Origin of the sequence: Pseudomonas sp. NFPP02 (assembly GCF_900119355.1) — a bacterium.
Lineage (GTDB): Bacteria > Pseudomonadota > Gammaproteobacteria > Pseudomonadales > Pseudomonadaceae > Aquipseudomonas > Aquipseudomonas paracarnis.
This window is the reverse complement of record NZ_FPJI01000015.1, coordinates 42533-68084: the sequence shown is the minus strand read 5'-3', so window position 1 is coordinate 68084 and position 25552 is coordinate 42533. Positions and strand designations below refer to the sequence as shown.

The 25552-nt window shown below is 60.3% G+C and carries 24 protein-coding genes; 10 read left to right on the top strand and 14 right to left on the bottom strand.

From position 1 onward, the window contains the following. Positions 1 to 19: 19 nt before the first annotated feature. On the bottom strand, positions 20 to 2275 hold the full coding sequence (locus tag BT204_RS23090) for an Orn/Lys/Arg family decarboxylase (protein ID WP_054897499.1): 2256 nt from the start codon (positions 2273 to 2275) through the stop codon (positions 20 to 22). A gap of 606 nt (positions 2276 to 2881) precedes the next feature. Further along, positions 2882 to 3622, bottom strand: coding sequence for a DNA polymerase III subunit epsilon (gene dnaQ, locus BT204_RS23075; protein WP_164919366.1), 741 nt, complete (start codon positions 3620 to 3622; stop codon positions 2882 to 2884). A gap of 202 nt (positions 3623 to 3824) precedes the next feature. On the opposite strand from dnaQ, the gene BT204_RS23070 reads away from it, so the two are divergent. After that, positions 3825 to 4130 (top strand): DUF2388 domain-containing protein, encoded by a 306-nt coding sequence (locus BT204_RS23070; protein ID WP_014718258.1) that lies wholly within the window; start codon positions 3825 to 3827, stop codon positions 4128 to 4130. Positions 4131 to 4265: 135 nt separating this feature from the next. On the opposite strand, the gene rnhA is transcribed toward BT204_RS23070, so the two are convergent. Beyond that, positions 4266 to 4718, bottom strand: a complete 453-nt coding sequence (gene rnhA, locus BT204_RS23065; protein WP_003173571.1) for a ribonuclease HI — start codon at positions 4716 to 4718, stop codon at positions 4266 to 4268. Between the two features lie 31 nt (positions 4719 to 4749). Next, positions 4750 to 5508 (bottom strand): class I SAM-dependent methyltransferase, encoded by a 759-nt coding sequence (locus BT204_RS23060; RefSeq protein WP_003190694.1) that lies wholly within the window; start codon positions 5506 to 5508, stop codon positions 4750 to 4752. A gap of 65 nt (positions 5509 to 5573) precedes the next feature. On the opposite strand from BT204_RS23060, the gene gloB reads away from it, so the two are divergent. The 8 genes from gloB (at position 5574) to BT204_RS23020 (ending at position 16362) form a co-directional block, all read left to right on the top strand. Further along, complete coding sequence (gloB, locus tag BT204_RS23055) at positions 5574 to 6341, top strand: hydroxyacylglutathione hydrolase (RefSeq protein ID WP_072448410.1); 768 nt, start codon at positions 5574 to 5576, stop codon at positions 6339 to 6341. A 98-nt stretch (positions 6342 to 6439) separates the two neighbouring features. Continuing rightward, on the top strand, positions 6440 to 7840 hold the full coding sequence (locus tag BT204_RS23050) for a transglycosylase SLT domain-containing protein (RefSeq protein WP_072448408.1): 1401 nt from the start codon (positions 6440 to 6442) through the stop codon (positions 7838 to 7840). A gap of 236 nt (positions 7841 to 8076) precedes the next feature. Continuing rightward, the gene (locus BT204_RS23045; RefSeq protein WP_072448406.1) at positions 8077 to 9906 is read left to right on the top strand and encodes an extracellular solute-binding protein; all 1830 of its coding nucleotides are present in this window, start codon (positions 8077 to 8079) and stop codon (positions 9904 to 9906) included. Continuing rightward, positions 9903 to 11735 carry an extracellular solute-binding protein gene (locus BT204_RS23040; protein WP_072448404.1) on the top strand — a complete coding sequence of 611 codons (1833 nt, stop codon included), beginning with the start codon at positions 9903 to 9905 and terminating at the stop codon, positions 11733 to 11735. The genes BT204_RS23045 and BT204_RS23040 overlap by 4 nt, the downstream gene beginning before the upstream one ends. After that, positions 11736 to 12809, top strand: coding sequence for a microcin C ABC transporter permease YejB (locus BT204_RS23035; RefSeq protein WP_034126078.1), 1074 nt, complete (start codon positions 11736 to 11738; stop codon positions 12807 to 12809). It abuts the gene before it with no gap. A gap of 1 nt (position 12810) precedes the next feature. Continuing rightward, positions 12811 to 13830, top strand: coding sequence for an ABC transporter permease (locus tag BT204_RS23030; protein ID WP_003190688.1), 1020 nt, complete (start codon positions 12811 to 12813; stop codon positions 13828 to 13830). Position 13831: 1 nt separating this feature from the next. Continuing rightward, positions 13832 to 15433: an ABC transporter ATP-binding protein gene (locus BT204_RS23025; protein ID WP_014718252.1), complete on the top strand. Its 1602-nt coding sequence runs from the start codon at positions 13832 to 13834 to the stop codon at positions 15431 to 15433. A 35-nt stretch (positions 15434 to 15468) separates the two neighbouring features. Next, complete coding sequence (locus tag BT204_RS23020) at positions 15469 to 16362, top strand: AraC family transcriptional regulator (protein WP_072448402.1); 894 nt, start codon at positions 15469 to 15471, stop codon at positions 16360 to 16362. Here the strand turns inward: BT204_RS23020 and BT204_RS23015 are convergent. From BT204_RS23015 to BT204_RS23005, 3 genes are all read right to left on the bottom strand, one after another. Further along, on the bottom strand, positions 16304 to 16891 hold the full coding sequence (locus BT204_RS23015; protein ID WP_054897493.1) for a LysE family translocator: 588 nt from the start codon (positions 16889 to 16891) through the stop codon (positions 16304 to 16306). The genes BT204_RS23020 and BT204_RS23015 overlap by 59 nt on opposite strands. Before the next feature lie 593 nt (positions 16892 to 17484). Next, entirely contained in the window at positions 17485 to 18114 is a 630-nt protein-coding gene (locus BT204_RS23010; RefSeq protein WP_072448400.1) for a ribonuclease T2 family protein, read from the bottom strand. A 45-nt stretch (positions 18115 to 18159) separates the two neighbouring features. Continuing rightward, complete coding sequence (locus BT204_RS23005) at positions 18160 to 19137, bottom strand: Gfo/Idh/MocA family protein (protein WP_054920858.1); 978 nt, start codon at positions 19135 to 19137, stop codon at positions 18160 to 18162. A 126-nt stretch (positions 19138 to 19263) separates the two neighbouring features. Here BT204_RS23005 and BT204_RS23000 point away from each other — a divergent pair, with 126 nt between their 5' ends. Further along, on the top strand, positions 19264 to 19626 hold the full coding sequence (locus BT204_RS23000) for an NUDIX hydrolase (protein WP_072448399.1): 363 nt from the start codon (positions 19264 to 19266) through the stop codon (positions 19624 to 19626). Between the two features lie 15 nt (positions 19627 to 19641). Here BT204_RS23000 and BT204_RS22995 read toward each other — a convergent pair whose 3' ends face one another. The 7 genes from BT204_RS22995 to purB form a co-directional block, all read right to left on the bottom strand. Further along, entirely contained in the window at positions 19642 to 19890 is a 249-nt protein-coding gene (locus BT204_RS22995; protein WP_072448397.1) for a DUF1652 domain-containing protein, read from the bottom strand. A 401-nt stretch (positions 19891 to 20291) separates the two neighbouring features. Next, positions 20292 to 20552, bottom strand: coding sequence for a hypothetical protein (locus tag BT204_RS22990; protein WP_072448395.1), 261 nt, complete (start codon positions 20550 to 20552; stop codon positions 20292 to 20294). A gap of 4 nt (positions 20553 to 20556) precedes the next feature. Next, on the bottom strand, positions 20557 to 21003 hold the full coding sequence (locus BT204_RS22985; RefSeq protein ID WP_072448393.1) for a GNAT family N-acetyltransferase: 447 nt from the start codon (positions 21001 to 21003) through the stop codon (positions 20557 to 20559). Positions 21004 to 21099: 96 nt separating this feature from the next. Continuing rightward, the gene (locus BT204_RS22980; protein WP_003191756.1) at positions 21100 to 21429 is read right to left on the bottom strand and encodes a hypothetical protein; all 330 of its coding nucleotides are present in this window, start codon (positions 21427 to 21429) and stop codon (positions 21100 to 21102) included. 110 nt (positions 21430 to 21539) lie between these two features. After that, positions 21540 to 22613 carry a class I SAM-dependent methyltransferase gene (locus tag BT204_RS22975; RefSeq protein WP_014718237.1) on the bottom strand — a complete coding sequence of 358 codons (1074 nt, stop codon included), beginning with the start codon at positions 22611 to 22613 and terminating at the stop codon, positions 21540 to 21542. A gap of 38 nt (positions 22614 to 22651) precedes the next feature. Then, on the bottom strand, positions 22652 to 24100 hold the full coding sequence (locus tag BT204_RS22970) for a class-II fumarase/aspartase family protein (protein WP_072448391.1): 1449 nt from the start codon (positions 24098 to 24100) through the stop codon (positions 22652 to 22654). Continuing rightward, the gene (gene purB / locus BT204_RS22965; RefSeq protein ID WP_054920866.1) at positions 24100 to 25533 is read right to left on the bottom strand and encodes an adenylosuccinate lyase; all 1434 of its coding nucleotides are present in this window, start codon (positions 25531 to 25533) and stop codon (positions 24100 to 24102) included. Before purB ends, BT204_RS22970 begins: the two co-directional genes overlap by 1 nt. Positions 25534 to 25552: the final 19 nt, after the last annotated feature.

Here is a 25552-nt window from a genome sequence, read left to right as displayed (position 1 = left end):
ACAGCTTGCATAGACTTCCTTAACCCTTGATGCAGTCGACGGTATAACGACGGCCACTGCCGTCATCTTCGTGTTGCAGCCCATGCACATCCGCGACAAAACCGGGGAAACTGCTATCGAACGTGCGGGCAAATGCCAGGTAATCGATGATTGAACGGGTTGACTCGGTGAAGCGTTCGCCGGGCATGATCAGTGGTATGCCCGGAGGGTAAGGCACCAGCATCACGGCAGCGATGCGTCCTGCCAAGGCATCGATGCAGACCGCCTCCACCTCGCCCCTGACCAACTGGTCGTAGGCATCGGCGGGTTTCATCGCGATTTGCGGCAATACCGTATACATACGCTTGAGGTGCCTGGCCGTGGCATTGCTACGGTAACAGCTGTGCAACTGGTCGCAAAGGTCGCGCAGCCCCAGGCCTTGATAACGTGCCGGGCCTTGGGCATACACCGACGGCAAGCAAGTGGCCAGGCTGACATTGGCATCGTAGCTACGCTTGAACTCCAGCAGCTCGGTGAGCAAGGTGCTCCATTTACCTTTGGTAATGCCCATGGAAAACAGCACGAGAAACGAATACAGCCCAGTCTTCTCCACCACCAGCCCGCGCTCCCAGAGGAACTTGCTGACCACTGCAGCGGGAATCCCACACTCGCTCAATGCCCCACCGGCGTTGAGGCCAGGCATCACCAGTGTGACTTTGATCGGGTCCAGCAGCACGTAGTCTTCAACAACGTCGCCAAAGCCATGCCACTCATCCCCAGGGTGCAATAGCCAATCCGCAGTGGCGACCCGGTCGATACCCGCGACCGAGGGTGGCTGCCAGATGGAAAACCACCAGTCTTCCGCCGCGATATGCTGGCGCAAGTTGGCCAGGGCGCGACGAAAACTCAAGGCCTCGTCGAACATTTCCTGAAGCAGCGAGCGTCCGGCCGGGCCTTCCATCATTGCCGAGGCCACATCCAGCGACGCGATGATGCTGTATTGCGGCGAGGTGGAGATATGCATCATGAAGGCTTCATTGAAGCGGTCACGGTCCAGTTGCCGTGCGCCGCCGTCCTGTACGTGGATCATCGACGCCTGGCTGAATGCCGCCAGCAACTTATGCGTACTGTGGGTGGTGAACACCAAGGGGCTGTCCGGCGTGCGCGAGGTACCCATGCCATAACGCCCGGCGAAGAACTCGTGAAAGGCGGCGTAGGCATACCAGGCCTCATCAAAATGCAGCACCTCGACACTGTTGCCCAGTTGCTGCTTGATCAGTTCGGCGTTGTAACACAGGCCGTCATAGGTGGAGTTGGTCACCACCGCCAATTTCACTTTCGGTGGTCGCCCACGGGTCAAGGGGCTGGCGTCGATCTTGGCGCGGATCGACTCAGGGCTGAATTCGCTCAGGGGGATCGGGCCGATGATCCCCAGCTCGTTGCGCTCCGGGCACAGGTACAGCGGGATCGCGCCGGTCATGATGATCGAATGCAACACCGACTTGTGGCAATTGCGGTCTACCAGCACCAGGTCATCGCGCCCCACCATGGAATGCCAGACGATCTTGTTGGCGGTGGACGTGCCGTTGATCACGAAGAACGTATGGTCGGCGCCAAAGTTGCGCGCGGCGCGTGCCTCTGCTTCGGCCAAAGGCCCGGTGTGATCGAGCAGCGAGCCCAGTTCGGGCACCGACACCGACAAGTCAGAGCGCAGGGTGTTTTCCCCGAAGAACTGATGAAACGCCTGCCCCACCGGGCTTTTGCGATAGGCCACGCCACCGCCATGACCGGGGGTGTGCCAGGAATAATTGGAATCGGCGGTGTGTTGCACCAGCGCCTTGAAGAACGGCGGCAACAGGCCATCCAGGTACGTGCGTGCGGCGCGGGCGACCTGGCGCGCCAGAAACGGCACGGTGTCTTCGAACAGATAAAGAATGCCGCGCAGCTGGTTGAGCTCGCTCATGGCATCGGCGGGCGCGTTTTCCAGGGTGACTTGCTCGCCCAGCGCAAAAATCGGCAGGTTGGGTGCGCGCAGGCGCGCCAAGCGAATCAACTCCACCATGTTCTGCAACAGATGGGTGTTTTCCCCGGCGCCTTCGGCGGCTATCAGCATGCAGGCCAGACCGTGATGGGTAGCGGCCACCAGCCGCCCCTCGGCGTAGTCCACCGCAGAAAAAATACTGAAGCCCTCCTGTTCCAACTCCCTGGCGATGCCTCGAACCCGGTCACCGGCAACGGTGTCGGCCTTGATGTCACGGTGCACGATCAGAACAGGGAACTTCAGGTCTTTGTACATGAGCACTCTTACTCCGGAGGCTTTGCACAAGGGTAGAAGCTGGAAGCAAAAGTGGCGAATGAAGATTTCACAGGTGGTCGAGAGGTACCTGCATAACCGTCGGTACGGCGTTGAACCTGTGGCGAGGGAGCTTGCTCCCGTGACGGCCTGCCAGCTGGGCCATACCTACCTGACACCCCGCGATCAAACTGTGGGAGCTGGCTTGCCTGCGATGACGGCCTGCCAGCCGACACTTATCTACCTGAGGCTCCGCAATCCAAATGTCGGTGGGCTGGGCCGGCATTCCGGCTTTTCCAAAGTGACCCGCTGTCAGAGCGGAACGCTAAATGGCCGTTACCGCAGCAATGGATATGTACTCAATCCAACCGTGTTGACAGTCAGGCCGCATTCGCGAGCAAGCCCGCTCCCACAATTTGATCGCGGGGCGTCAGGTCGATAGGCGTTGGCTGGCAGGCCGCTATCGCAGGCAAGCCAGCTCCCACAGTTTGATCGCGCAGCGTCAGGTAGATAGGTGTTGGCTGGCAGGCCGTCACGGGAGCAAGCTCCCTCGCCACAGATGCAACTGTGTAAGTACCCATGGCTGCAAGCCTGCTCCTACATGAGCGGTTATTGCTGGGTGAGTTGAGTCCACAACGCCGGCGCACCGGCCGCCTTGGCAATCGCCTCCAGCCGCGCCGCATGCTCGGCCAGGTCCTGCTCGCTGGCGCGGATGATCGGCGTCGGCTTGCGATCAGCCGGCAAGCGGCGGATTTCCGAAGGGCGGTTGCCCGAACCTTCAGCCGAACCGCTGCCATCGGATGCATTACCGGCCAGGGACAGGCTGGTCTGCCCGCCGGTCATGGTCAGGTAAACGTCGGCCAGGATCTCGGAGTCAAGCAAGGCGCCGTGGAGTTCACGGCCGGAGTTGTCGACGCCATAGCGCTTGCACAAGGCATCAAGGCTGTTGCGCTGGCCCGGGTGACGCTCGCGGGCCATCATCAGGGTATCGAGGATCGTGCAGTGCTGGGAGATGTCTGCACGGTCGGCCTGCCCCATCAGGGCAAATTCGTTGTTGATGAAGCCGATGTCGAACGCCGCGTTATGGATGATCAACTGGGCGCCATTGATGAATTCGAAGAACTCATCGGCCACTTCGGCGAAGCGCGGCTTGCCCTTGAGGAATTCGTCAGTGATGCCGTGGACGCCAATCGCGCCCTCGTCACTGTCGCGGTCCGGTTGCAGGTAGACGTGGAAGTGGCGGCCGGTCAGGCGGCGCCCCATCAGTTCGACACAGCCGATTTCGATGATCCGGTGACCATCGGTCACCGGCATGCCGGTGGTTTCGGTATCGAGTACAACAGATCGGATGGCCATCAGGGTTCAGCTCTCAACGGTTCGGTACAGTTCAAGGGGCGGGATATTAGCACGCTCTGTAAACGAAGCGCCCATGGCACCCAATCACCGGTGGACACCCAACAGTTATTTACAAGGTTTCGCAAACTTGCTGCGGTTTTCTACGTCCCTCGCCGCTAACCTGCGCGCCTCCTCCAGATACGGAATTCACTGACTCATGTTCAACCTGAAATGGCTGTTCATCCCCTGCCTGTTCAGCGCTGCCGGTGCGCAAGCCACCAGTTTCGTGATGACCACTGACGCCTTGGTGAGCCTGTCGATGAGTGCCACGGGCGGCACCAGCAGCAGCTTCAAGGACGACAAGATTGTGCTGGCGGCCAAGGCCGATGCCGCATCGTTCGTCGCAAGCGAAGGTGCAATACGCGGTGCTCAACTAGAGTCAGCCTTGCGGCATATTCGCCAGACGAGAGTGGATCTGCGATACACGGACGAACAACTCGCCCGTGCGATCCTGGCTCTGTAAGCGACAACAATCACGGGATGTTTGTGATCAGGCCAACGTCTGCCTGCCTGAAGCTCAATGCCGTGCTGGTAGATTCGCCACACGCGATGGCGGCGGTGAAGCAGCGGCTCGAGCGGCCGCTGCGGTGTCGCTGACTCAGCTCTGCTTGTAGCCGCGCACTTCATCCACGCCACGGTTGGCCAACTGGTCGGCGCGCTCGTTGCCAGGGTGCCCAATGTGCCCGCGTACCCATTTCCAGGTGATGTCGTGACGGTTGCACTGTTCATCGAGCAATTGCCACAGGTCGGCGTTCTTGACCGGCTCCTTGGCCGCTGTCTTCCAGCCACGTTTTTTCCAGTTGACCATCCACTCGTTGATGCCCTTCATCACATACTGCGAGTCGGTCACCAGGAGTACGTTGCAGCGCCGCTTGAGTTCTTCGAGGCCGCGAATCGCGCCCATCAGTTCCATGCGGTTATTGGTGGTATTGGCTTCGCCGCCCCACAGTTCCTTCTCCACGCCCTTGCACACCAGCAAGGCGCCCCAGCCGCCCGGGCCGGGGTTGCCCTTGCAGGCTCCATCGGTGAAGAGTTCTACGCTATCGGTCATCGGTTATTCGGCCTGAAATCAAAAAGAGGTTTTACGGTTCGCGTTGTTCGCGGTTGACCTTGGCCAACGGCATTGGCACGAGCTTGCCGATCGGCTCGCGGCGCACTTGTTGCACCGGTCGCAGCCCGACCACGATCTTGCGTGCAACCAGCAAATAGAAGCCGCCACCCGACAGCTGCCAGGCCCCTGCGCGGCGTTCCCAACCGGCCAGGCGGCCCTGCCACTTGGCCGTCGCAAGCGGCGGACGATAGCACCCGAAGCGGCGTTTCTCCAGCGCGAAGCCCAGCAGGTTGAGCCAGTCGCCCACCCGTGATGGCGCGATGCAACGCGCCTGACGCAGTCCGTCATGGGCGAACACACGGCGCAGGCCCCAACTGCTCCAGGGGTTGATGCCGACAATCAGCAAATGGCCACCAGGGCGCACGCTGCTCGCCGCTTCGCGCAACAAACCGTGGGGCGACAGGCAGAAATCCAGGCCGTGCTGCAACACCACTACATCGGCGGCGTGTTCGCTCAAGGGCCAGGCCTGTTCCTCGCAGACGATCTCCACGCCCGGCAACGGTGCACCCAGGCGCACATTGCGTTGCACCTGCGGTGCCGAGGGCGGCGTGTCGGCCGACGGCCCGTAATGCACCAGGTAGCCACCAAAGAACCGGCCCAGCTCGTCTTCGAGCATGCGCCGCTCTTCTTCCAGCAAAAACTGCCCAATCGGCCCGGACAACCATTCGCGGGCGGCGCTGATCAGGGCCAGCCACTCAGGATCGGCCTGGGCGAACGCTTTATCAGTCATTGCATTCTCCAACTCGCCTAGACGTTCTAAGATGCACCAATGTGTTCAGCTTGGCGAATCGAAGAATGATACAGATCAGTGCCCTACCCGCCTTCACCGACAACTACATCTGGTTGTTACAAGACCCCACGACCCGGCGCTGCGCCGTGGTCGACCCCGGCGATGCCGCGCCAGTACTGGCCTGGCTCAAGCAGAATGCCGAGTGGCGCCTCAGCGACATACTGGTTACCCATCATCACCATGATCATGTAGGCGGTGTCGAGCAACTGAAAAATGCCACCGGCGCCAAGGTTTATGGCCCTGCCAACGAAAAGATCCCGGCGCGGGATGTGGCCTTGCACGATAACGACCATATCCGCGTGCTGGGCTGGGACTTCGACGTGTACGCCGTGCCAGGCCACACCCTCGGCCACATCGCCTTTTATCACCAAGGCGTATTGCTGTGTGGCGATACCTTGTTCGCCGCCGGTTGCGGTCGCCTGTTCGAAGGTACACCCGAACAGATGTACAACTCTCTGGAACGCCTGGCCGCCCTGCCCGGCGATACGCAGGTGTACTGCACCCATGAATACACGCAAAGTAACTTGAAATTTGCCCAAGCCGTGGAACCGCACAATGCCGACATCGCCGAACGTGTGGAAAATGTCGCCCAACTTCGCGCCCGTGGCGAGATGACGCTGCCCTCCAACCTGGCCCTGGAAAAACGTACTAACCCTTTTCTGCGCACCGCTGAAACATCCGTTAAACAAAAAGCGGACGAACGGAACGGCCGCGACAACCGCTCTGGGGCCGAGGTGTTTGCTAGCTTGAGGGCTTGGAAAGATAAGTTCTAACCAGATGCAATCTGATACGTAATTTCTGAATGGTTGACCGGAACCAAAGCGCTTTCTAGAATCGCCCGACATTTTTGCCCGGAACTTACTTCCAGCCAATGTCGTCATCTATTCGTAAATCCATTTCTTCAGACGCATTGACCCGCCTGGCTCAAGCCGTGGCGGTGGCCGTTTCCGCGACTCTGGCGGGCTGCCAATCGACCAATTACGCTGCACAATCCACCGTGCAACCCAAACCGAATCTTGCTGCCAAGATCAAGCAAAAACCTATTTGGCTATCAGAGAAGCCCAGCCCCGAAGTACCCCAGGACGTCTGGGAACGCATGCGTCGGGGCTTTCAATTGCAGGACGGTGTCGGCGTCAACCCGCGCATCGAGCAACAGCGCCTGTGGTTCGCCAGTAACCCCTCCTTTCTGGAGAATGCCGGCGAACGCGGCAGCCTCTACATTCATTACATCGTCGAGCGCCTTGAAGAACGCAACATGCCCCTGGAGCTGGCGCTGCTGCCAGTGATTGAAAGTGCCTACAACCCAATGGCCTATTCGCGCAGCGATGCGGTGGGCTTGTGGCAGTTCATTCCCTCCACCGGGCGCTACTTCAACCTGCGCCAGACCCGCGCCTACGATGGCCGCCGCGACATCACGGCCTCCACCACCGCCGCCCTGGACTATCTGACGCGTCTGCATGACATGTTCAACGGCGACTGGCTGCTGGCCCTGGCGGCCTATAACGCCGGCGAAGGCACGGTCAGCCGGGCAATCGAGCGCAACGAAAAGCTCGGCCTGCCCACTGACTACTGGAACCTGCCCCTGCCTCAGGAAACCAAGGACTATGTGCCCAAGTTCCTGGCCTTGTCCCAGGTAGTACTGGCGCCCGAGGCCTATGGCGTCAACCTGAACCCAATTGCTAACACGCCGTACTTCGAGGTCGTTGAAGTCAAGCAAAGCATGGACCTGTCACGGGTTGCCGCGCTGGCCGAGATCGACGAAGACGAACTGTTCCAGCTCAACCCAGCCTTGAAACAACGCACCACTCTGGATGGCCCCCAGCATCTGCTGGTACCAACCTCCAAGGCCCAACTGCTGACCAGCACCCTTTCGACGATGAAGCCGGAAGAATTGCTGAGTATGCGCCCGAAAAAGCCGGTGTTCGACGAAGTCGAGACCAAGGCGGTCGCCGGGCGGACCCGCAGCTACAAGGTACGCAGTGGCGACAACCTCACGTTGATCGCCAAGGTCAACAAGGTCGATGTGCATGACCTGCAGCGCTGGAACAAGCTCAACGGCCAGGCCCTCAAGGTCGGCCAGACCCTGGTGATGCAGGACACGCGTAAAGTCGCGGCGAAAAAACCGGTGCAGTACAAGGTCAAGAAAGGTGACTCGCTGTACATGGTGGCCAAGCGTTTCAATGTCGAGATGCAACATCTCAAGCGTTGGAACCCGCGCACCGGCCAGGCATTGAAGCCTGGGCAGATGCTGGTGGTTTCCGGGCCGCGCTAATACCTCGGGGAGAGCTGGCTTGTGTGGGAGCTGGCTTGCCTGCGATGCAGGCACCTCGGTCTATCAGTCAGACCGCAGTGATGCTATCGCAGGCAAGCCAGCTCCCACATTTGACCTTCACACCGTCCAATAGCTTGCAGTCCGCAAAATGGCCTTCCCGACAGCCTTTTTCCAACCGGAACAAGCTGTTACTGTACCGATCATAAAGCCCAAGCCGCCTGGATCGGATCTCTGACTTGAAGCGTCCCCTCCTTCTATTAATAAGCCTGGCCTTGAGCTTTGCGGCGAACGCGACGATCACCGAAAGCCACGGTTATGCGCAGTTCGGCACACTCAAGTACCCGGCCAAATTCACCCATTACGATTGGGTAAACCCTGCAGCGCCCAAAGGCGGGACATTGCGGGTGATGGCATTTGGCACCTTCGATACGCTCAACCCCTACACCTTCAAAGGTTCAAGCCCGGTTTCCACCGCCAATTTCCTGCAGTACGGTGTCAACGAGCTCAATGAACCCTTGATGGTGGGCACTGGGCAATACGCGCCGTCCGGCGATGAACCCACCTCCAGTTACGGCCTGATTGCCCAATCGGTGGAATACAGCGAGGACCGCAGTTGGGTGGTGTTCAACCTGCGCCCCGAAGCGCACTTTCACGACGGCAAGCCGATCACCGCCGATGACGTGGCGTTCTCCTATCGCACCCTGCTGACCGAAGGCCACCCGCAGTACCGCACCAACCTGCAGGAAGTGGCCCGGGTCGATATCCTCAACCCTCACCGTATCCGCTTTGTGTTCAAGCGCGCCGGCAACCCCTTGCTGATCCTGCGCCTGGGCGAGTTGCCGGTGCTGCCCCAGCACTATTGGAAAAACCGTGACTTCAAGGCCACCACCTTCGAGCCGCCCCTGGGCAGTGGGCCCTACCGCATCACCAAGGTTGCGCCTGGGCGGCAACTGGTGTTTGAACGGGTCAAGGATTACTGGGGCAAAGACCTGCCGGTCAACCAGGGTTTCTATAACTACGACAAGGTCGAAGTGGAGTTCTATCGCGACAGCGACGTGGCCTTTGAAGCCTTCAAGGCCGGTGAATTCGACATTTATATCGAGCATCAGGCCAAGAACTGGGCCACCGGCTACAACTTCCCGGCGGTCAACCGCGGCGATGTGATCAAGGCGCAGATCGCCCATCAGATCCCCACCCAGAGCCAGGGCCTGTTCATGAATACCCGGCGACCGGCGTTCAGCCAGGCCAAAGTGCGTGAAGCCCTGGGGTTGATGTTCGATTTTGAATGGACCAACCGCACGCTGTTCAGCAGCGCCTACAAGCGTTCGGTGAGCTATTACCCCAACAGTGAATTCTCGGCCACCGGCCTGCCCGTGGGCCATGAGTGGTTAATGCTCTCGCCCTACCGCGACCAACTGCCGGCCACGCTGTTTACCCAACCGTTCAGCCTGCCGCACACCGATGGTCGCGGCATCCCTCGCGAAACCCTGCGCCAGGCCCTGGCCCTGCTCAGCGAGGCCGGCTGGAAACTGTCGGGGCAGCGCCTGCTGGATAAGGACGGGCAACCGCTGCGCCTGGAAATCCTGCTGGTCAACCCGAACCTCGAGCGCATCCTGCAACCCTATGTCGAAAATCTGACCCGCATCGGCATCGACGCCCGCTTGCGTACCGTTGACCGCGCACAGTACAAACAGCGCCTCGATCAATTCGATTTCGACATGATTCTGATGACTCTCAACCAGACCTTGAGCCCCGGCCTTGAGCAGTGGCAGTACTTCCACTCCAGCCAGGCCGCAATCAAAGGCAGCAAGAATTACGCCGGTATCGCCAACCCGGTGGTCGACCACCTGCTGGACCAACTGCTGGCGGCGCAGACCCGCGAAGAACAACTGGCTGCCGGCCGCGCCCTGGACCGGGTGCTGCTGTGGCAGCACTACAGCATCCCCAACTGGTACCTCAACTATCATCGCCTGGCGTACCGCAACCGGTTCGCCTTCGTCACCACGCCGCCCTACAGCCTGGGCCTGAGCGCATGGTGGCTGAAAGCTTCGGAGAAAGCCCAATGATGTCCTTGCGTACTACCCTGCTCGCCAGCCTGTTGCTGTGCACCGCGGCGCACGCCGCGCCTCAGCATGCGCTGACTCTCTACAACGAGCCCCCCAAGTACCCCGCCGACTTCAAGCATTTTGACTATGTAAACCCCGACGCCCCCAAGGGCGGAACCTTCCGTGAATCAGCCATGGGCGGCTTCGACAGCCTCAACCCCTATATCAGCAAGGGCGTACCGGCAGACAACCTGCCACTGATCTACGACACCCTGGCCATGCAAAGCCTGGACGAACCCATCACCGAATACGGCCTGGTGGCCGGCAAGATCGAAAAAGCCCCGGACAACAGCTGGGTGCGCTTCTATCTGCGCCCCGAAGCGCGCTTCCATGACGGCCACCCGATACGCGCCGAAGACGTAGTGTTTACCTTCCAGACCCTGATCAAGGAAGGCAACCCGCTGTACCGCAACTACTACGCCGACGTCGATGAAGTCGTGGCCGAAGACCCGTTGCGCGTGCTGTTCAAGTTCAAGCGCACCAACAACCGCGAGTTGCCGTTGATCCTTGGGCAGTTGCCAGTACTGCCCAAACACTGGTGGGCCAGCCGGGATTTTTCCAAGGGCAACCTGGAAATCCCCCTGGGCAGCGGGCCTTACCAAGTGGCCGAGGTCAAGCCGGGCCGCATGATTCGCTACGAGCGGGTCAAGGATTATTGGGCCAAGGACCTGCCGGTCAATAAGGGCTTCTACAACTTCGATACCCGCATCACCGATTACTACCGCGACAGCACTGTCTCCCTGGAAGCCTTGAAGGCCGGGCAGTTCGACTACTGGCTGGAATTCAGCGCCAAGAACTGGGCCAATGCCTACAACATTCCAGCGGTGAAAGAAGGCCGATTGATCAAGGAAGAAATTCCCAACGGCAACCCCACCGGCATGCAGGGTTTTGTGTTCAACATGCGCAAGCCGATGTTCCAGGACGTGCGGGTGCGCAAGGCCATCAGCCTGCTGCTGGATTTCGAATGGAGCAACAAACAGCTGTTCAACGGTGCCTACACCCGTACCCGCAGCTATTTCGAAAACTCGGAAATGGCCGCCACCGGCCTACCCGGTCCGGACGAGCTGGCGATTCTCGAGCCGCTGCGCGACAAGATCCCTGGCGAAGTCTTCACCCAGGCATTCGAACCGTCCCACACCGACGGCAGCGGCATGATCCGCACCCAGCAACGCGAGGCCTACCAACTTCTGCAGGAAGCGGGCTGGAAGATTGTTGACGACAAAATGGTCGACAGCGCCGGCAAGCCAGTGAACATAGAGTTTTTGCTGGCCCAGACCGAGTTCGAGCGCATCCTGCTGCCGTTCAAGCGCAACCTGGCAGACCTGGGCATCGACCTGGTGATTCGTCGCGTGGACGTCTCACAGTTCGTCAACCGCCTGCGCTCGCGCGACTTCGACATGCTGGTGGGCAGCTTCCCGCAATCCACCTCGCCGGGTAACGAGCAGCGCGAGTTCTGGAAATCCTCCAGCGCCGACAAGCCCGGCAGCCGCAACTACATGGGCCTCAAGGACCCCGCGGTCGACCAGTTGGTGGAAGAGCTGATCGACGCCGGTTCGCGGCAAAGCCTGATCGCCCACGCCAGGGCGCTGGATCGTGTGCTGCAGTTTGGTTACTACGTGATTCCCAACTGGCACATCAAGACCTTTCGCGTCGCGTACTGGGACCACCTGGGCCACCCCAAGGTCTCGCCACGCTACGACGTCGGCACCGCGACCTGGTGGAGCAAACCCGACGTCACACCTGCCGTACCCCTGGACACACGCGCCGATGCGGCGAGCGGAGGCGATTAAATGCTGGCCTATATTGTTCGCCGCCTGTTGCTGATCATTCCCACGCTGTTCGGGATCTTGTTGATCAACTTTGTCATCATCCAGGCCGCTCCCGGCGGCCCGGTGGAGCAGATGATCGCCAAGCTCGAAGGCTTCGACGGCGCCACCAGCCGCATTGCTGGCGGCGGCGCCGAAGTCGCGGTGGCCGGTTCCAGCTACCGTGGCGCCCAGGGCCTGGACCCGGCGCTGATCAAGGAAATCGAAAAGATGTACGGCTTCGACAAGTCGGCGCCGGAACGCTTGTGGATCATGGTCAAGAACTACGCCCAGCTGGACTTCGGTGACAGCTTTTTCCGAGACGCCAAGGTCATCGACCTGATCAAGGAGAAGATGCCGGTGTCCATTTCCCTCGGGTTGTGGAGCACCTTGATCATGTACCTGGTGTCCATCCCCCTGGGGATCGCCAAGGCCACGCGCCACGGCAGCCATTTCGATGTGTGGACCAGCTCGGCGATCATCGTCGGCTACGCGATACCGGCGTTCCTGTTTGCGATTCTGCTGATCGTGGTGTTTGCCGGTGGCAGTTATTTCGACTGGTTCCCCTTGCGCGGGCTCACCTCCAACAACTTCGAGGAGTTGAGTTGGGGCGGCAAGATCCTCGATTACTTCTGGCACCTGGCGCTGCCCGTCACCGCCCTGGTGATCGGCAACTTCGCGACCATGACCCTGCTGACCAAGAACAGCTTTCTCGACGAGATCAACAAGCAGTACGTGGTCACCGCCAAGGCCAAGGGCCTGACCAATCGCCGCGTGCTGTATGGCCACGTGTTCCGCAACGCCATGCTGCTGGTGATCGCCGGTTTCCCTTCGGCCTTCATTGGCATCTTCTTTACCGGCTCGTTGCTGGTGGAGGTGATCTTCTCCCTCGACGGCCTGGGCCTGATGAGCTTTGAAGCGGCGATCAACCGTGACTACCCGGTGGTGTTCGGCACGCTGTTTATCTTCACCCTGCTGGGGCTGATCGTGAAACTGATCGGCGACCTCACCTACACCCTGGTCGATCCACGTATCGACTTTGCCAGCCGGGAGCATTGAGATGAACCTGTCCCCCCTCAATCGCCGCCGGTTCGAGCGGTTCAAGGCCAACAAGCGTGGCTGGTGGTCGCTGTGGCTGTTCCTGGTGCTGTTCGTGCTGAGCCTGGGCGCCGAGTTGATCGCCAACGACAAGCCCCTGGCGGTGCACTTCGACGGCGGCTGGTACTTCCCGGCGCTCAAGCGCTACCCGGAGACTACCTTCGGCGGTGAATTCCCGCTGGAAGCCAACTACAAGAGCCCGTACATCCAGGAACTGCTCAAGGCCAAGGACGCCTGGACCTTGTGGGCGCCGATTCCGTTCAGCTACCAGAGCATCAATTACGACCTGAAAGTCCCGGCCCCGGCGCCGCCGTCCTCGGTCAACCTGCTGGGCACCGATGACCAGGGGCGCGATGTGCTCGCGCGGGTGATCTACGGCTTTCGTGTATCGGTGCTCTTCGCCCTGACCCTGACCATACTCAGCTCGATCATCGGCGTGATTGCCGGCGCCTTGCAGGGCTTTTATGGCGGCTGGGTCGACCTGGCCGGGCAACGTTTCCTGGAGATCTGGTCCGGCTTGCCGGTGCTTTACCTGCTGATCATCCTGGCCAGCTTCGTGCAACCCAACTTCTGGTGGCTGCTGGGGATCATGCTGCTGTTTTCCTGGATGAGCCTGGTGGATGTGGTGCGCGCCGAGTTCCTGCGCGGGCGCAACCTGGAATACGTGCGCGCGGCGCGGGCGCTGGGCATGCAGAACGGTGCGATCATGTTCCGTCACATCCTGCCCAATGCGATGGTCTCGACCATGACCTTCCTGCCCTTCATTCTCACCGGTGCCATTGGCACCCTCACCGCCCTGGACTTTCTAGGCTTCGGGCTGCCGGCAGGTTCGCCGTCGCTGGGTGAGCTGGTGGCGCAGGGCAAATCCAACTTGCAAGCGCCGTGGCTGGGCATGAGTGCCTTTGCGGTGCTGGCGATCATGTTGAGCCTGCTGGTGTTTATCGGCGAGTCCGCTCGCGATGCGTTCGACCCGAGGAAATGAGATGAATCCGGACAACCTGATCGAAATCCGCGACCTCAGTGTCGAGTTCGTCACCGGCGAGCATCACCACCGGGTGGTCAACCACGTCAGTTTCGACATCAAGCGCGGCGAAACTCTGGCGCTGGTGGGCGAAAGCGGTTCAGGCAAATCGGTCACCGCCCATTCGATCCTGCGCCTGCTGCCCTACCCGTTGGCCAGGCATCCGTCTGGCACTATCGAGTATTCAGGGCAAGACCTGCTGACGCTCAAAGAGAAAACCCTGCGGCATATACGCGGCAACCGCATTGCGATGATCTTCCAGGAGCCGATGACCTCGTTGAACCCGCTGCATTCCATCGAAAAGCAGATCAACGAAGTGCTCGGCCTGCACAAGGGCCTGACCGGCAAGGTCGCCACCCAGCGCACGTTGGAATTGCTGGAGCTGGTGGGTATCCCCGAGCCACACAAACGCCTCAAGGCGTTGCCCCACGAGCTGTCCGGCGGCCAGCGCCAGCGGGTGATGATCGCCATGGCCCTGGCCAACGAGCCGGAGTTGTTGATTGCCGACGAGCCGACCACGGCGCTGGATGTCACCGTGCAGTTGAAGATCCTGGAATTGCTCAAGGAGCTGCAGGCGCGGCTGGGCATGGCGCTGCTGCTGATCAGCCATGACCTCAACCTGGTACGGCGCATCGCCCACCGTGTGTGTGTGATGCAGCAAGGTTGCATCGTTGAACAGGCCGATTGCGAGACACTGTTCCAGTCGCCCCAGCATCCCTATACCCAGGAGTTGCTCGCGGCGGAGCCCAGCGGTGGGCCAGCCAACAATGATGTCGGCCCTCCGCTGCTGGAAGTGGACGACCTGAAAGTCTGGTTTCCGATCAAGAAAGGCTTTTTGCGCAATACCGTCGATTACGTCAAGGCTGTGGACGGCATCAACTTCAGCCTGCCCCAGGGCCAAACCCTGGGCATCGTTGGCGAAAGTGGCTCGGGCAAGTCCACCTTGGGCCTGGCAATTTTGCGCCTGATCGGCAGCCAGGGCGGGATTCGCTTCGAAGGCCAGCAACTGGACCGCCTCAGCCAACAGCAGGTGCGCCCGTTGCGCCGGGAAATGCAGGTGGTGTTCCAGGACCCGTTCGGCAGCCTGAGCCCGCGCATGTGCGTCAGCGAGATCGTTGGCGAAGGCCTGCGTATCCACAAGATGGGCACGCCCGCCGAACAGGAAGCGGCGATTATCGCGGCGCTCAAGGAAGTGGGCCTGGACCCCGAATCCCGGCATCGCTACCCCCATGAATTTTCCGGCGGCCAGCGCCAACGCATCGCTATCGCCCGAGCGCTGGTGCTCAAGCCGCGCCTGATCCTGCTGGACGAACCCACCTCGGCCCTGGACCGCACGGTACAGCGCCAGGTGGTAGAGTTGCTGCGTGGTTTGCAGGCCAAGTACAACCTGACCTACCTGTTTATCAGCCATGACCTGGCAGTGGTGAAGGCGCTGAGTCACCAGTTGATGGTGGTCAAGCAAGGCCAGGTGGTGGAGCAAGGCGATGCCCAGGCTATTTTTGCTGACCCGCAACATGCCTATACCCGGCAGTTGCTCAAGGCGGCTTTTTTGGTGCCGGCCTGACGGCACGCGGGTGCAAATGCAGGAGAAATAACGCCATGTCGCTCAGCCCAATCGCCCGTCCCGCAGACACGCCGCGCTTCTGGCGCGACGAACGCCTGCCGTTCATCGAAGCGCGTACCATCGCCGACGGGCGCAAGGTCACTTACACCCGGCACGCCCATGAGCATTTTTCCATCGGTGCGATCACCACCGGCTGCAGCTATTACCACTACGGCGCGCGCACCTTCGAAATCAGCGCCGGCACCGTGGTGCTGATGAACCCAGGCGATGTGCATGCGTGCAACCCCATCCATGACCAGCCCTGGTCCTACCACATGCTGTACCTGGACACGCCGTGGCTGACCGACCTGCAATACCAGCTGGGATTCAGTACCGACCAGGGCTACCGAGCATTCGACACGCCCCATACGCGCGAGCCGGTGCTGTACCACGGTTTGCTCGACCTGTACCGGACACTGCTGGATGAGCAGGCCGAACTGCTGCAAAAACAGAGCGCGCTAGTGAGTTACTTCACCGAGGTGCAACAGCGCCTGAACCCTTCGCTGACGCCGGTACGCGAGGTCAACCACAAACTGGAACGCGCCGCCGACTACATCCGCGCCCACTGCACGCAGGCCTTGAAACTCGAAGACATCTGCCAGGCCGCCGAACTGTCGCCGTCTTATCTGATCCGCGCATTCAAGCACTATTACGGCTTGACGCCCCACGCCTTCATGGTCAACCGACGCATCCAGTTCGCCCGCAGCCAACTGCGCAATGGCGCACTGATTGCCGACGTCGCCCTGGCCGCGGGCTTTGCCGACCAGGCACACTTCCAGCGCACCTTCAAACAACACTTCGCGGCCACGCCGGGGCAATACCGCGAGAACCTCAAGCCATCAGCAAATAACCCACACTGGCCACCAGCAACGCGGCCATTGAGCGGTTGAACAGGCGCACACCTTTGGGATTGTTCAAGTAGCGGCGTAAAAAAGTCCCCGCATACGCCCAGCACGCCACCGACAGGTAGCAGATCACCAGGTAAAGCGCGGCAAACAACCACACCTGCGCCGCATCGCCATCGGCCACGAACAACCCCATGCCTGCCACACACGCCAGCCAGGCTTTCGGGTTGAGCCACTGCATGATCGCGCCATACAACATCGACGGCGCGGTGTGCGCACCGTCAGCGTCCAGCCGGCCATCATCCACGGCCAGCTTCCAAGCCATATACAACAAGAACGCCACGCCGCCCCAGCGGATCAATTGAATCAGGATCGGCCAGCGCACCAATACTTCATGCAAACCCAGGCCGATCAACACCAATAACAAGGTAAAACCCACGGCGGCGCCGAAGACATGTTTCTGGCTGGCGACGAAACCAAAACGTGCGCCAGAACTTAAAGCGACCACATTCACCGGTCCCGGCGTGATGGACGTGGCCAGGGCAAAGGCGGCCATGGAGAGAATCAAGCTCATTGCAGTTCCTTTTGTGATCCCAAACGAGGTTTAGATCACGGTACCGCGCAGGGACACGAGGGTATTGAAGAAAATGCCCCTGGGTACTTCAGAAACGGACGCCGATCTGATTAGTGCCCCCGCGATCAACTGTGGGAGCTGGCTTGCCTGCGATGGCGGCCGTTCAATCGACAGAGATGTCGAATGTGCCGCCCACAGGTAACCACGATGCGAAGCGAGCCAGCCGCTCTTGATCTTGATCTGCTTGTGATCTTGATCTCAGGCGCCCCGTTAAACCACGCTGGCCGAACGCAGGCTTGAATTCGTGGGTAACGTGGTGGGGCAAGAGCGTTTTGCTTACTTTTGTCTGGGCCGGCATTCCGGCTTTTCAAAAGTGAGACGCCGTCAGGGCGGAACCCTAAGTGGCCGTTACCGCAGGAATGGATATGTACTCGGTATAACTGTGTCGACTGTGAGGCCGTCTTCGCAGGCAAGCCAGCTCCCACAGTTGGATCGCGGGGGCGTCAGGTAGATAGCCATCGGCTGGCACGTCGCCATCGCAGCGATACGGCGACCCAACAAGCCAGCTTTCATAGTGGGATCCAGGGCACCTCTCAGCGCTGGGTGGGAATACGAATATCGCCCCCCCGACACTGGCTCTTCACACTGCGCGGGCAACCGGCGAACGCGAGATCCTTGGTCAGGCACACCCGCACTTCCGACAGCACCTTGCCCTTGCAGATCACCGCCATACCGTGGTTGCCCATGCGTGGGTTGCTCTCGCGAAACAGCGCCTCGATCTCGTTGGCCTGCAATGACGGCGGCGTATTGAACGGCTGCAGTTGCTGCGGAATGGCAACCGCACCGAGCGCCACATCGGTCTTCTCCAGATACTCCAACGGCTCCAGCCCACTGCAGGTGCCATGCTTGGCCCACTCATGCTTGAGCAGCGTGCGGGTGGGAAACAGCGCCGCGCCCTTGTCCATTTCTGCCTCGCTCAAGCGCGTCTGCGGTGTACAGGACGCCGGCCACCCTCCCCGTGCGTATTGCGGCCACAAACCATGCAGCACAAAGCCGTAGCCTTTACCTGAGCATTGCTCGTTGCCTGAGTGCGTGAGGCAAAACGTGGGTGACCACGAGAGCGATAGCACATAGAAATCAAACTCACCCGCCTGCCCTTGGCTGCGTGGCGCCGCCGTTGCCGCGGTGGCCATCAGCAGCCACATCACCATCCAGTATTTCATCCCGGTATTCCTTTAAAAGAGTAAAGCCTTACGCTATTGCCACGCCTAGGGATGCTGGGAGTAACGGTGTAACACCTTGTCCAAGATGATATCGGTCTTCAGCGCTTCGATGCCCAGCGACGGATGCTCGGCCTCGCCACGAATATGCGCGTTCATGTTCAGGACGTGGTGCCATTGAATATGGGTGTGACACGGCACGTCCAACACCTCGGTGGTCTCGCCTTCAAGACGCAGCGGCTGGTCCTCGAACACCGAAAACTGAATACGACCGCGACTGCCGATCAGTTCGACCCGGTCTTCGCGTCGGTCCGCCACAAAATTCCAGCAGCCCATGCCCAATGCACCGCTGGCAAATGTCCAGCAGGCCGTCACGGCATCTTCTGCCGCGTAGCGCCCAGCCTGTCGCGCCGAAAAGCCTGAGACCTCGACGATGTCCCCGGCCAGGTACTGGAACAGGTCGAACCCATGGCTCGCCAGGTCGGCAAAGTAACCGCCACCGGCAATGGCCGGATCGGTGCGCCAATTGGTGGCGTCGGAGTCTGTTACGGCAGCGGGTTTGCACAAGGTCCAGGTCAGGTGGCGCAACTCACCGATACGGCCTTCCTGCAGCCAGGTGCGCACTTGCTGAAAGCGTGGCAATGAACGCCGATAGTAGGAGACAAACAGATGCAGCCCGGCACGCTCGAATGTGCGCTGCATCAACGCGCTCTGTTCAGCATTCAGCGACATCGGCTTTTCGACGCAACAATGTTTGCCCGCCGCGGCCACTCTCAGGGCGTACTCAAGGTGACTGTCGGGCGGAGTGGCGATGTAGACCGCATCCACCTCGGGGTCATCGATCAAGGCCTGGGCATCGGTATAGCAACGGGCAATGCCATGGCGCGCCGCATAATCGCGCACCGCCTCGGCACGCCGCCCCATCACCGCGACCAATGCCGAACCTGGCGCTTTATAGAAAGCCGGTCCACTCTTCAATTCAGTAACACTGCCACAGCCGATCATGCCCCAGCGTATGGTCTTCATCTAATGTCCTCGGTCGTATTCGTCAATCGGGCAGTATCCACATACAGGCCCTGGCGCGCCATAACCACTTAGCATGACAATTGCATTACACTTTTATGACATTCATCCGGCGCGGGGGCACATTCGATGAAAATTAGGGCGACCGTCATTTGCGAACATGAGGGGCATATCCTCTTCGTACGCAAGGCCAGATCTAAATGGGCATTGCCCGGCGGGAAAGTAGAAGCGCACGAGCGCCCGGTAGGCGCGGCGGAACGCGAGCTGGAAGAAGAAACCGGTTTAAATGTGGACGGCTTGCTGTACCTGCAGGAGCTCAAGGCCCGCGACACCGTCCACCATGTATTTGAGGCCTCGGTGATCAATATCGACGAGGCACGGCCGTGCAACGAGATTGTCGATTGCCAGTGGTATGCCTACAGCGCCTTGGACGAGCTGGACACCACGGACGCCACCCGCCACATCGTCAAATCCTTCCTGCGGCGCCTCTGACGCGCTGGACGGCCGTTAACCTACCGCAGCAAACCCACGGCGCCCGGCCTTTATCTCGGTACGCAACTCACCAATCAGGTTGGAGATGGCACGGATGCTGTCCAGGCCTTCGGGTGATACGCGGGTCAGCAGCAAGTCGACACGACCGGACGCAGGCTCGAACACGCAGATGCGCAGCGAGCCGTCACTATTGAGGCAGCACTCACACGCAAGCGGCAGGAAGCCTGAGGCCATGATGCGGTTGAATTCGGTGATGGAAATCATGATCAGCCCCCCGTCCCTGGGTTCTACCCGATTGAGGTGATGCAAGCAGCATAGATAAGGTTTTGCCGGCCGCCGGACAATTAATGCAAAAGTGTTAGCCAGCCCTCACTTTAGTAGGGCGTCACCGGCAATGAACGACAGGCCGAGATTAAATCGCGGGCAAAAAAAATCCCAAGTAGCTGATGGAAACTTGGGATTTAAAAATGCATAAACCGTGGGAGGTGAACGCCCGGCTATAGTAGCTATTGTAAAAACATGTAACAAGATTATTTTAATCCTTTCGTCGGATTGAAAGCGTCGTAAGTCATTCAATAACCACATATTTTTTAAGGTAGAAGGCAGTAGTCGTGCTACTTTTTGGTGCAAGTAACGACAGTAAGTCCCTGTATAAAAAATGGTTATTAATCGGGCGTAGCGCTTTCAAGTAACTGTTCACTTAACTGCCTGCATGTTTCTTGAAGGGCCTCACGACTGGAAGCAGTGGCGCCCACCACGGCCTCCAGATGACGACACAGCGTCAGGCGTTCAGCCGCCTCTTCGCGCTGGCGGTCGACCTTGGCGTTGAGTTGAATGAAATAGAGCCCCAGCAGCACGGCGATGCCCAGCACACCCACCGCGAGGTAGCGCAAGCCGTTGGACGATGGAGGCTCTGGGGCATTCATGGCCTTATGGCGCCCTGCGCTTTTCATAACGAACGTCATCACCATCGACCGGGCCCACGACGGACCAGCCCAGGCGCTGATAGAACCCATTGGCGCGGATTTCATCACGCCCATCAGTCACCAGGTAGAGCGTGTCGTGGTGCTCAAACAGGGCCGCCTCGGCCACCGCCATCAGTTGACAGCCCAGCCCAAGCTTCTCGTGCGAGGGCAGCACGAACATTGCGAACACTTCACCTTCATCCAGGTCGACCATGGAAAACCCCGCCGCCTGGCCGTCCACTTCCGCGATCCAGCCGCAAGGTGCTGCGCGCAACGTATCGCTCAATACCTGCGGGGTAATCCCCAGGCCAGCTATCTGTTCGAGGCTCAGGTGGTTTTGCACCACCGAGGTGCGAATCGCGCACAGCGTGTCGACGTCATCAGGTGTCGCCGTTCGAATCAGCACTTGCATACCCGCCTCCATCAAGAAGTGCGCAATTGTATGCAAATACTCACACGGGGTTTGTCGTGGATTTGTAAAGGCCCCACGGCTGGTGCGGGCTACGGATTACTTGCGCGCGACCTTGTAGCGCAGGCAATCCTGGTAAAAGCTTTGACGAATCGCCTCGGGCTTGAGCCTTGAGCGGCTGTCATAGGTCTGCTCGGTGATGCCCATGGCCATCATGCGCATCCACGATTTGCTGAACTTGAGGGTCTGGATCTTCTGCCGGGCCGCGTATAGCGAAACGCCGGATAACTTTAGCTCCTGGGCCCTGGCGGCCGTGCCTGCGCCCCAACTGCACATGTACTTGTCACCCTCGCGCAATTCCCTGGCCTGCGCGACAGTCGCGCCGCCGGCCAGGGAGCAGGCAATCAGCATCATTCCCACAGAGCGCATTTGCATCCTCACCTAACCACCTGAAAATAAAAGTGATTTTGGCGAGGATTTTGTTACAAAGGGGCCATTAAATTGCCTTACTGCGCAAAGCGACTCGCGGATGCTTCCTATCAAGGCTTGAGTTCGAACAGCGCCGGCATCGGTGGCCACTGCGAAGGCACTTTACGAAAGCGGCTGAACCCGGCTGCCTCAGCCATCTGGCGGGCACGCTTCTCGCCCATGAACGCCCCCAGCCCTGCCCCACCGTGGGACAGCGAACAGGTCATGCAATAGAGGGTGCTCTGCGGGTACATGACGCGCCCGAACAGGTTCATGTTCTCGTGCAGTTCCTCGGACAGGTTGAGCTCCACCATCAGGTAAGTACCGTCTTCGGCCGTGGCGGCGCGCAAATCCTTGAGCATCTGCTGAGGGTCGGTGGCATCGTGGATCACCACAAAGGTGGTCACGAAGTCGAATTGCTGGCCGCGCAACGCATCGGAGTCGTTCACCTCGAATTGCACCCGGTCACCCACACCAGCCGCCTCGGCGTTGGCCCGCGCCAACTCGATGGAAGGCAGGTGGAAGTCGCAGCCGACAATGCGCGCCTCAGGATAGGCCTTGGCCATGGTGATCGCCGCCAGGCCCGCACCACAGCCGAAATCCAGCACACTGCCGCCGGTCTTGAGCTTCTCTTCGACGCCGTCCAGGGATGGAATCCAGTGCTGGACCAGGTAGTGCTTGTACCAGGGCATGGTCATGCGCTCCATGCCTTTCCAGGTTTCCAGCGGGAACGCCTCTTCAGCGCAACCACCACCATGGCGGAAGGCCTCGATGACCTTGGGCGCCATGCTCACGAACGGCACGCTCAGTTGGATAATGCCACCGGCAAAATACGGCGAATCTTCATCAGCCAGCACCGGCACAAACTCGGCGGGCATTTGGTAGCGGCGGGTTTGCGCGTCGTAGGTCACATAATTGCCGGTGGCCATGCTGCCCAGCCATTCGCGCAAGTAACGTGCGTTGTAGCCGGTCTTGTGCGCCAACTCTTCCAGGGTCACCGCCTGGCCGTCGGCCAAAGCCTTGAACAAACCGAGCTGGTCGCCGATGTAGAGCATGGCGCCGCGCAGCGTGTTGCCGTAATCCTCCATGATGCGCGCCGAAAATTGCTGGACCTTGGCTTTATCAACTTCCATAACGTTGGACATCTGTCGCTCCTTGATGAATATGCAAATCTGTTAAGGGATCAGTGGCCGGCGAGTTTGGCCAGCACGTTGTCAACGATGCGTTCGGACATGCCCAAGTGAGTACGGGGCTCGAACAGCCGGGCCAGGGCGCCGTCATTCATGACCGCAAGCACCCGCGCATCGGCCTCGATTGCCTCGCGGATCGACACGTGATTGCGCTGGCTGGCCTGGGACACTTCGAAGATGATCTGGTAGGCGCTGCTCTTGCCCAGCTTGCGCGCCATTTCGAACACCACCGCTTCGGTGCAGATGGCATCGCCATAGGCCTGTGCGGTGCCTTCCATCTTCTGCACATTCACGGTGAGCCCATCGATGGTCTCGGTCAGAATCGAGAGCGCCATCAGTGCATAGTGGGAAACGTCCGCGACCGCGCACCACTCCAACCGCGTACCGCGGTAATCGCGCTCATGCTCAAGAATCATCGCGTCCAGCGCGAGCATGACCTGGGCCTTGGCCAGCCGTGCCAACACCACCACCTGCTCGCAGCCTTCGGGGTTGCGTTTGTGCGGCATGGTGCTGCTGCCGATCTGCTGGTCGCTCCAGCCCACTTCCACTTCAGCGATTTCCCAACGATTGAGCGTACGGATTTCATCGGCTACGCGGGCCAACGAGGCGGTGACCATGGCCAGGGTGCTGACGAACTCCGCAACGCGGTCACGGGACACATGCCAGCCCGTCAGGGGCACTTGCAGCGACAAGCGCTGGGCAAAACGATCCAGCATCGGCATGGCGTCCGGGCCGAACGCCGCCATGGTGCCGACCCCGCCGAACAGTTGCACCACCAGTACACGCTGGCGGGCTTCGGCCAAGCGCTGCCGGTGGCGCAACAGCTCATCGATCCAGCCGGCGACCTTCAGCCCGAAGGTGGTCGGCAAAGCGGGAATCGAGTGGGTCCTGGCGACCATCAGCGAGTCACGGTGCGCATCGGCCAGGGTCGACAACTTGCCCAGCAAAGTCTCCAGGGCCTGATCCATCGCATCAAGCACATCGCGCATCTCCAGGGATTGGGCGGTGTCCTGGATGTCTTGGGTGGTAGCGCCGTAATGCACGTATTCACGGGCACTGGGGCTACAATTTTTTTGCAGGGCGCTCAGCAATGGCATCAGCGAATGCCCAGTGGCAGCCACGCCCTCGGCCAGTTGGCGCACATTGATGCCCGATAGCAACGCGGCCTTTTCGATCTCCAGGGCCGCCTCGCGCGGGATGATGTTGACATCGGCCTGGGCCATGGCCAGCGCAGCTTCCACGTCCAGCCAACGTTGCAGGCGACAATGACTGCAGAAGATCTTGCGGCTCTGCGGGCCGGCATAACCCGAACCGTGGGTTTTCGAATCGAGGATGTGGCTGTGTTCGTGGCGGCATTGCTCGCCGTCATGATCAAAGCCCGGGTGGTCCGAACGTGCGGTGCAAGACGCACGGGCTGTCACTTCCAATGTTTGCGCATCCATCACATACCCTCCGTAGCGTACAGGGACTGACTGGTATTGCCTTGGGTTGCCATCACCGCCTCAGCGCCATCGCCTGAAGCGCGAGGTCTTGCTTTAGTTGCCACCAGATCGACCATCTCGGCCGCCAGCCCTGTGTAGGCTGTCGGGTCAAGCAAGTCGTCGAGCGTTTGCGCGCTGAAACAACCGCGCAGCCGAGGGTCGCCAAGCAGCGCATCGCGAAAGCAAACGCCCGCGTCCTGGGCCTGCAGGGCGATGTCGTGCACCAGATGATGGGCCGTCTGCTTGCCACACCGAGGCGCCAGCGCAAGCATCACGCGCTCCGACAGGATCAGCCCGCCCAGCAAGTCCAGGTTGCTGCGCATGCGCGCTTCACGCACCTGCAGCCCAGCCTGCAGCAAGCCTTCCATACGAGCGAGCAACGCACCGGCGTAAATGAACAGCTCGGGTAAGGCCGCCCATTCGATGCGCCAAGTGGTGCCGTCACGCTCGTGCATCTGGAAAGCGGCGTCGGTCAGCGCAACCATCTGCGCGCGCACCAGCCGCGACAGCGCGCTGATCAGGTCCACCGTCGATGGGTTTTGCTTGTGGGGCATGGTGCTACTTCCCACTTGCCCGGCTCGCCGCCCCTCGCGCACTTCGTCGATCTCGGTGCGCTGCAGGTGGTAGATCTCATTGGCGACACGGCCCAACGTCGCCGACGCCTGCACCAGCAACCACGCGGCTTCCAGGATGCGGTCGCGGGCGCTGTGCCAACTGCTCAACGGTGCCGACAGGCCGAGGCTTTCCAGGGTACGGCGCTGCACTTCCAAACCCTGCGGGCCAAGCCCGGCCAGGGTGCCCACGGCGCCGGTCAGGTTGCCGACCATCACCCGGGCGTAGGCTTCTTCAAAGCGTTCAAGGTGTCGATCAATCTCATCGACCCACACCGCCACCTTGTAGCCAAACGTGGTGGGCAAAGCGTGTTGACCATGGGTCCTGGCGACCATCGGCGTGTGCTTATGGCGCAGGGCGAGCGTGAGCAGATGCCCACGGATCCCGCGCAAACGCTGCACCACCAGGCCCCAGGCATCGCGGATTTGCAGGATCAGCCCGGTGTCGAGGATGTCCTGGGTGGTCACGCCGTAATGCACGTATTCGCCCAGCCCATCGGCGCATAACCCCTGCAATGCGCGCAGGGTCGGCACCAGGATGTGCCCGGTTTCCAGGCCTTCGCGCCCCAACGCGTCGAGGTCCAGCAGTTCCACGCTGGCTACCCGGGCAATCTCCCGGGCGGCCTCGTGGGGGATGAGGCCCATCTGCGCCTGGGTCGCCGCCAGCGCTGTTTCAACATCGAGCCACTTCTGCACCTGATTGGCATCAGAGAAGATCGCAGCAAATTCCGGGGACGAGTAAGCGCCCCCGTGGATACGGGATTCAGTGATATGACTTGGCATGTCGGATTACTCGGGTTGT

What these genes read in the sequence shown, in the direction of transcription:
- BT204_RS23090 (WP_054897499.1), bottom strand. Translation starts at nt 2,275, where the DNA reads ATGTACAAAGACCTGAAGTTCCCTGTTCTGATCGTGCACCGTGACATC.
- BT204_RS23070 (WP_014718258.1), top strand. Translation starts at nt 3,825, where the DNA reads ATGTTCAACCTGAAATGGCTGTTCATCCCCTGCCTGTTCAGCGCTGCC.
- rnhA (WP_003173571.1), bottom strand. Translation starts at nt 4,718, where the DNA reads ATGACCGATAGCGTAGAACTCTTCACCGATGGAGCCTGCAAGGGCAAC.
- BT204_RS23060 (WP_003190694.1), bottom strand. Translation starts at nt 5,508, where the DNA reads ATGACTGATAAAGCGTTCGCCCAGGCCGATCCTGAGTGGCTGGCCCTG.
- gloB (WP_072448410.1), top strand. Translation starts at nt 5,574, where the DNA reads ATGATACAGATCAGTGCCCTACCCGCCTTCACCGACAACTACATCTGG.
- BT204_RS23050 (WP_072448408.1), top strand. Translation starts at nt 6,440, where the DNA reads ATGTCGTCATCTATTCGTAAATCCATTTCTTCAGACGCATTGACCCGC.
- BT204_RS23040 (WP_072448404.1), top strand. Translation starts at nt 9,903, where the DNA reads ATGATGTCCTTGCGTACTACCCTGCTCGCCAGCCTGTTGCTGTGCACC.
- BT204_RS23035 (WP_034126078.1), top strand. Translation starts at nt 11,736, where the DNA reads ATGCTGGCCTATATTGTTCGCCGCCTGTTGCTGATCATTCCCACGCTG.
- BT204_RS23030 (WP_003190688.1), top strand. Translation starts at nt 12,811, where the DNA reads ATGAACCTGTCCCCCCTCAATCGCCGCCGGTTCGAGCGGTTCAAGGCC.
- BT204_RS23025 (WP_014718252.1), top strand. Translation starts at nt 13,832, where the DNA reads ATGAATCCGGACAACCTGATCGAAATCCGCGACCTCAGTGTCGAGTTC.
- BT204_RS23020 (WP_072448402.1), top strand. Translation starts at nt 15,469, where the DNA reads ATGTCGCTCAGCCCAATCGCCCGTCCCGCAGACACGCCGCGCTTCTGG.
- BT204_RS23015 (WP_054897493.1), bottom strand. Translation starts at nt 16,891, where the DNA reads ATGAGCTTGATTCTCTCCATGGCCGCCTTTGCCCTGGCCACGTCCATC.
- BT204_RS23010 (WP_072448400.1), bottom strand. Translation starts at nt 18,114, where the DNA reads ATGAAATACTGGATGGTGATGTGGCTGCTGATGGCCACCGCGGCAACG.
- BT204_RS23005 (WP_054920858.1), bottom strand. Translation starts at nt 19,137, where the DNA reads ATGAAGACCATACGCTGGGGCATGATCGGCTGTGGCAGTGTTACTGAA.
- BT204_RS23000 (WP_072448399.1), top strand. Translation starts at nt 19,264, where the DNA reads ATGAAAATTAGGGCGACCGTCATTTGCGAACATGAGGGGCATATCCTC.
- BT204_RS22995 (WP_072448397.1), bottom strand. Translation starts at nt 19,890, where the DNA reads ATGATTTCCATCACCGAATTCAACCGCATCATGGCCTCAGGCTTCCTG.
- BT204_RS22990 (WP_072448395.1), bottom strand. Translation starts at nt 20,552, where the DNA reads ATGAATGCCCCAGAGCCTCCATCGTCCAACGGCTTGCGCTACCTCGCG.
- BT204_RS22985 (WP_072448393.1), bottom strand. Translation starts at nt 21,003, where the DNA reads ATGCAAGTGCTGATTCGAACGGCGACACCTGATGACGTCGACACGCTG.
- BT204_RS22980 (WP_003191756.1), bottom strand. Translation starts at nt 21,429, where the DNA reads ATGCGCTCTGTGGGAATGATGCTGATTGCCTGCTCCCTGGCCGGCGGC.
- BT204_RS22975 (WP_014718237.1), bottom strand. Translation starts at nt 22,613, where the DNA reads ATGTCCAACGTTATGGAAGTTGATAAAGCCAAGGTCCAGCAATTTTCG.
- BT204_RS22970 (WP_072448391.1), bottom strand. Translation starts at nt 24,100, where the DNA reads ATGGATGCGCAAACATTGGAAGTGACAGCCCGTGCGTCTTGCACCGCA.
- purB (WP_054920866.1), bottom strand. Translation starts at nt 25,533, where the DNA reads ATGCCAAGTCATATCACTGAATCCCGTATCCACGGGGGCGCTTACTCG.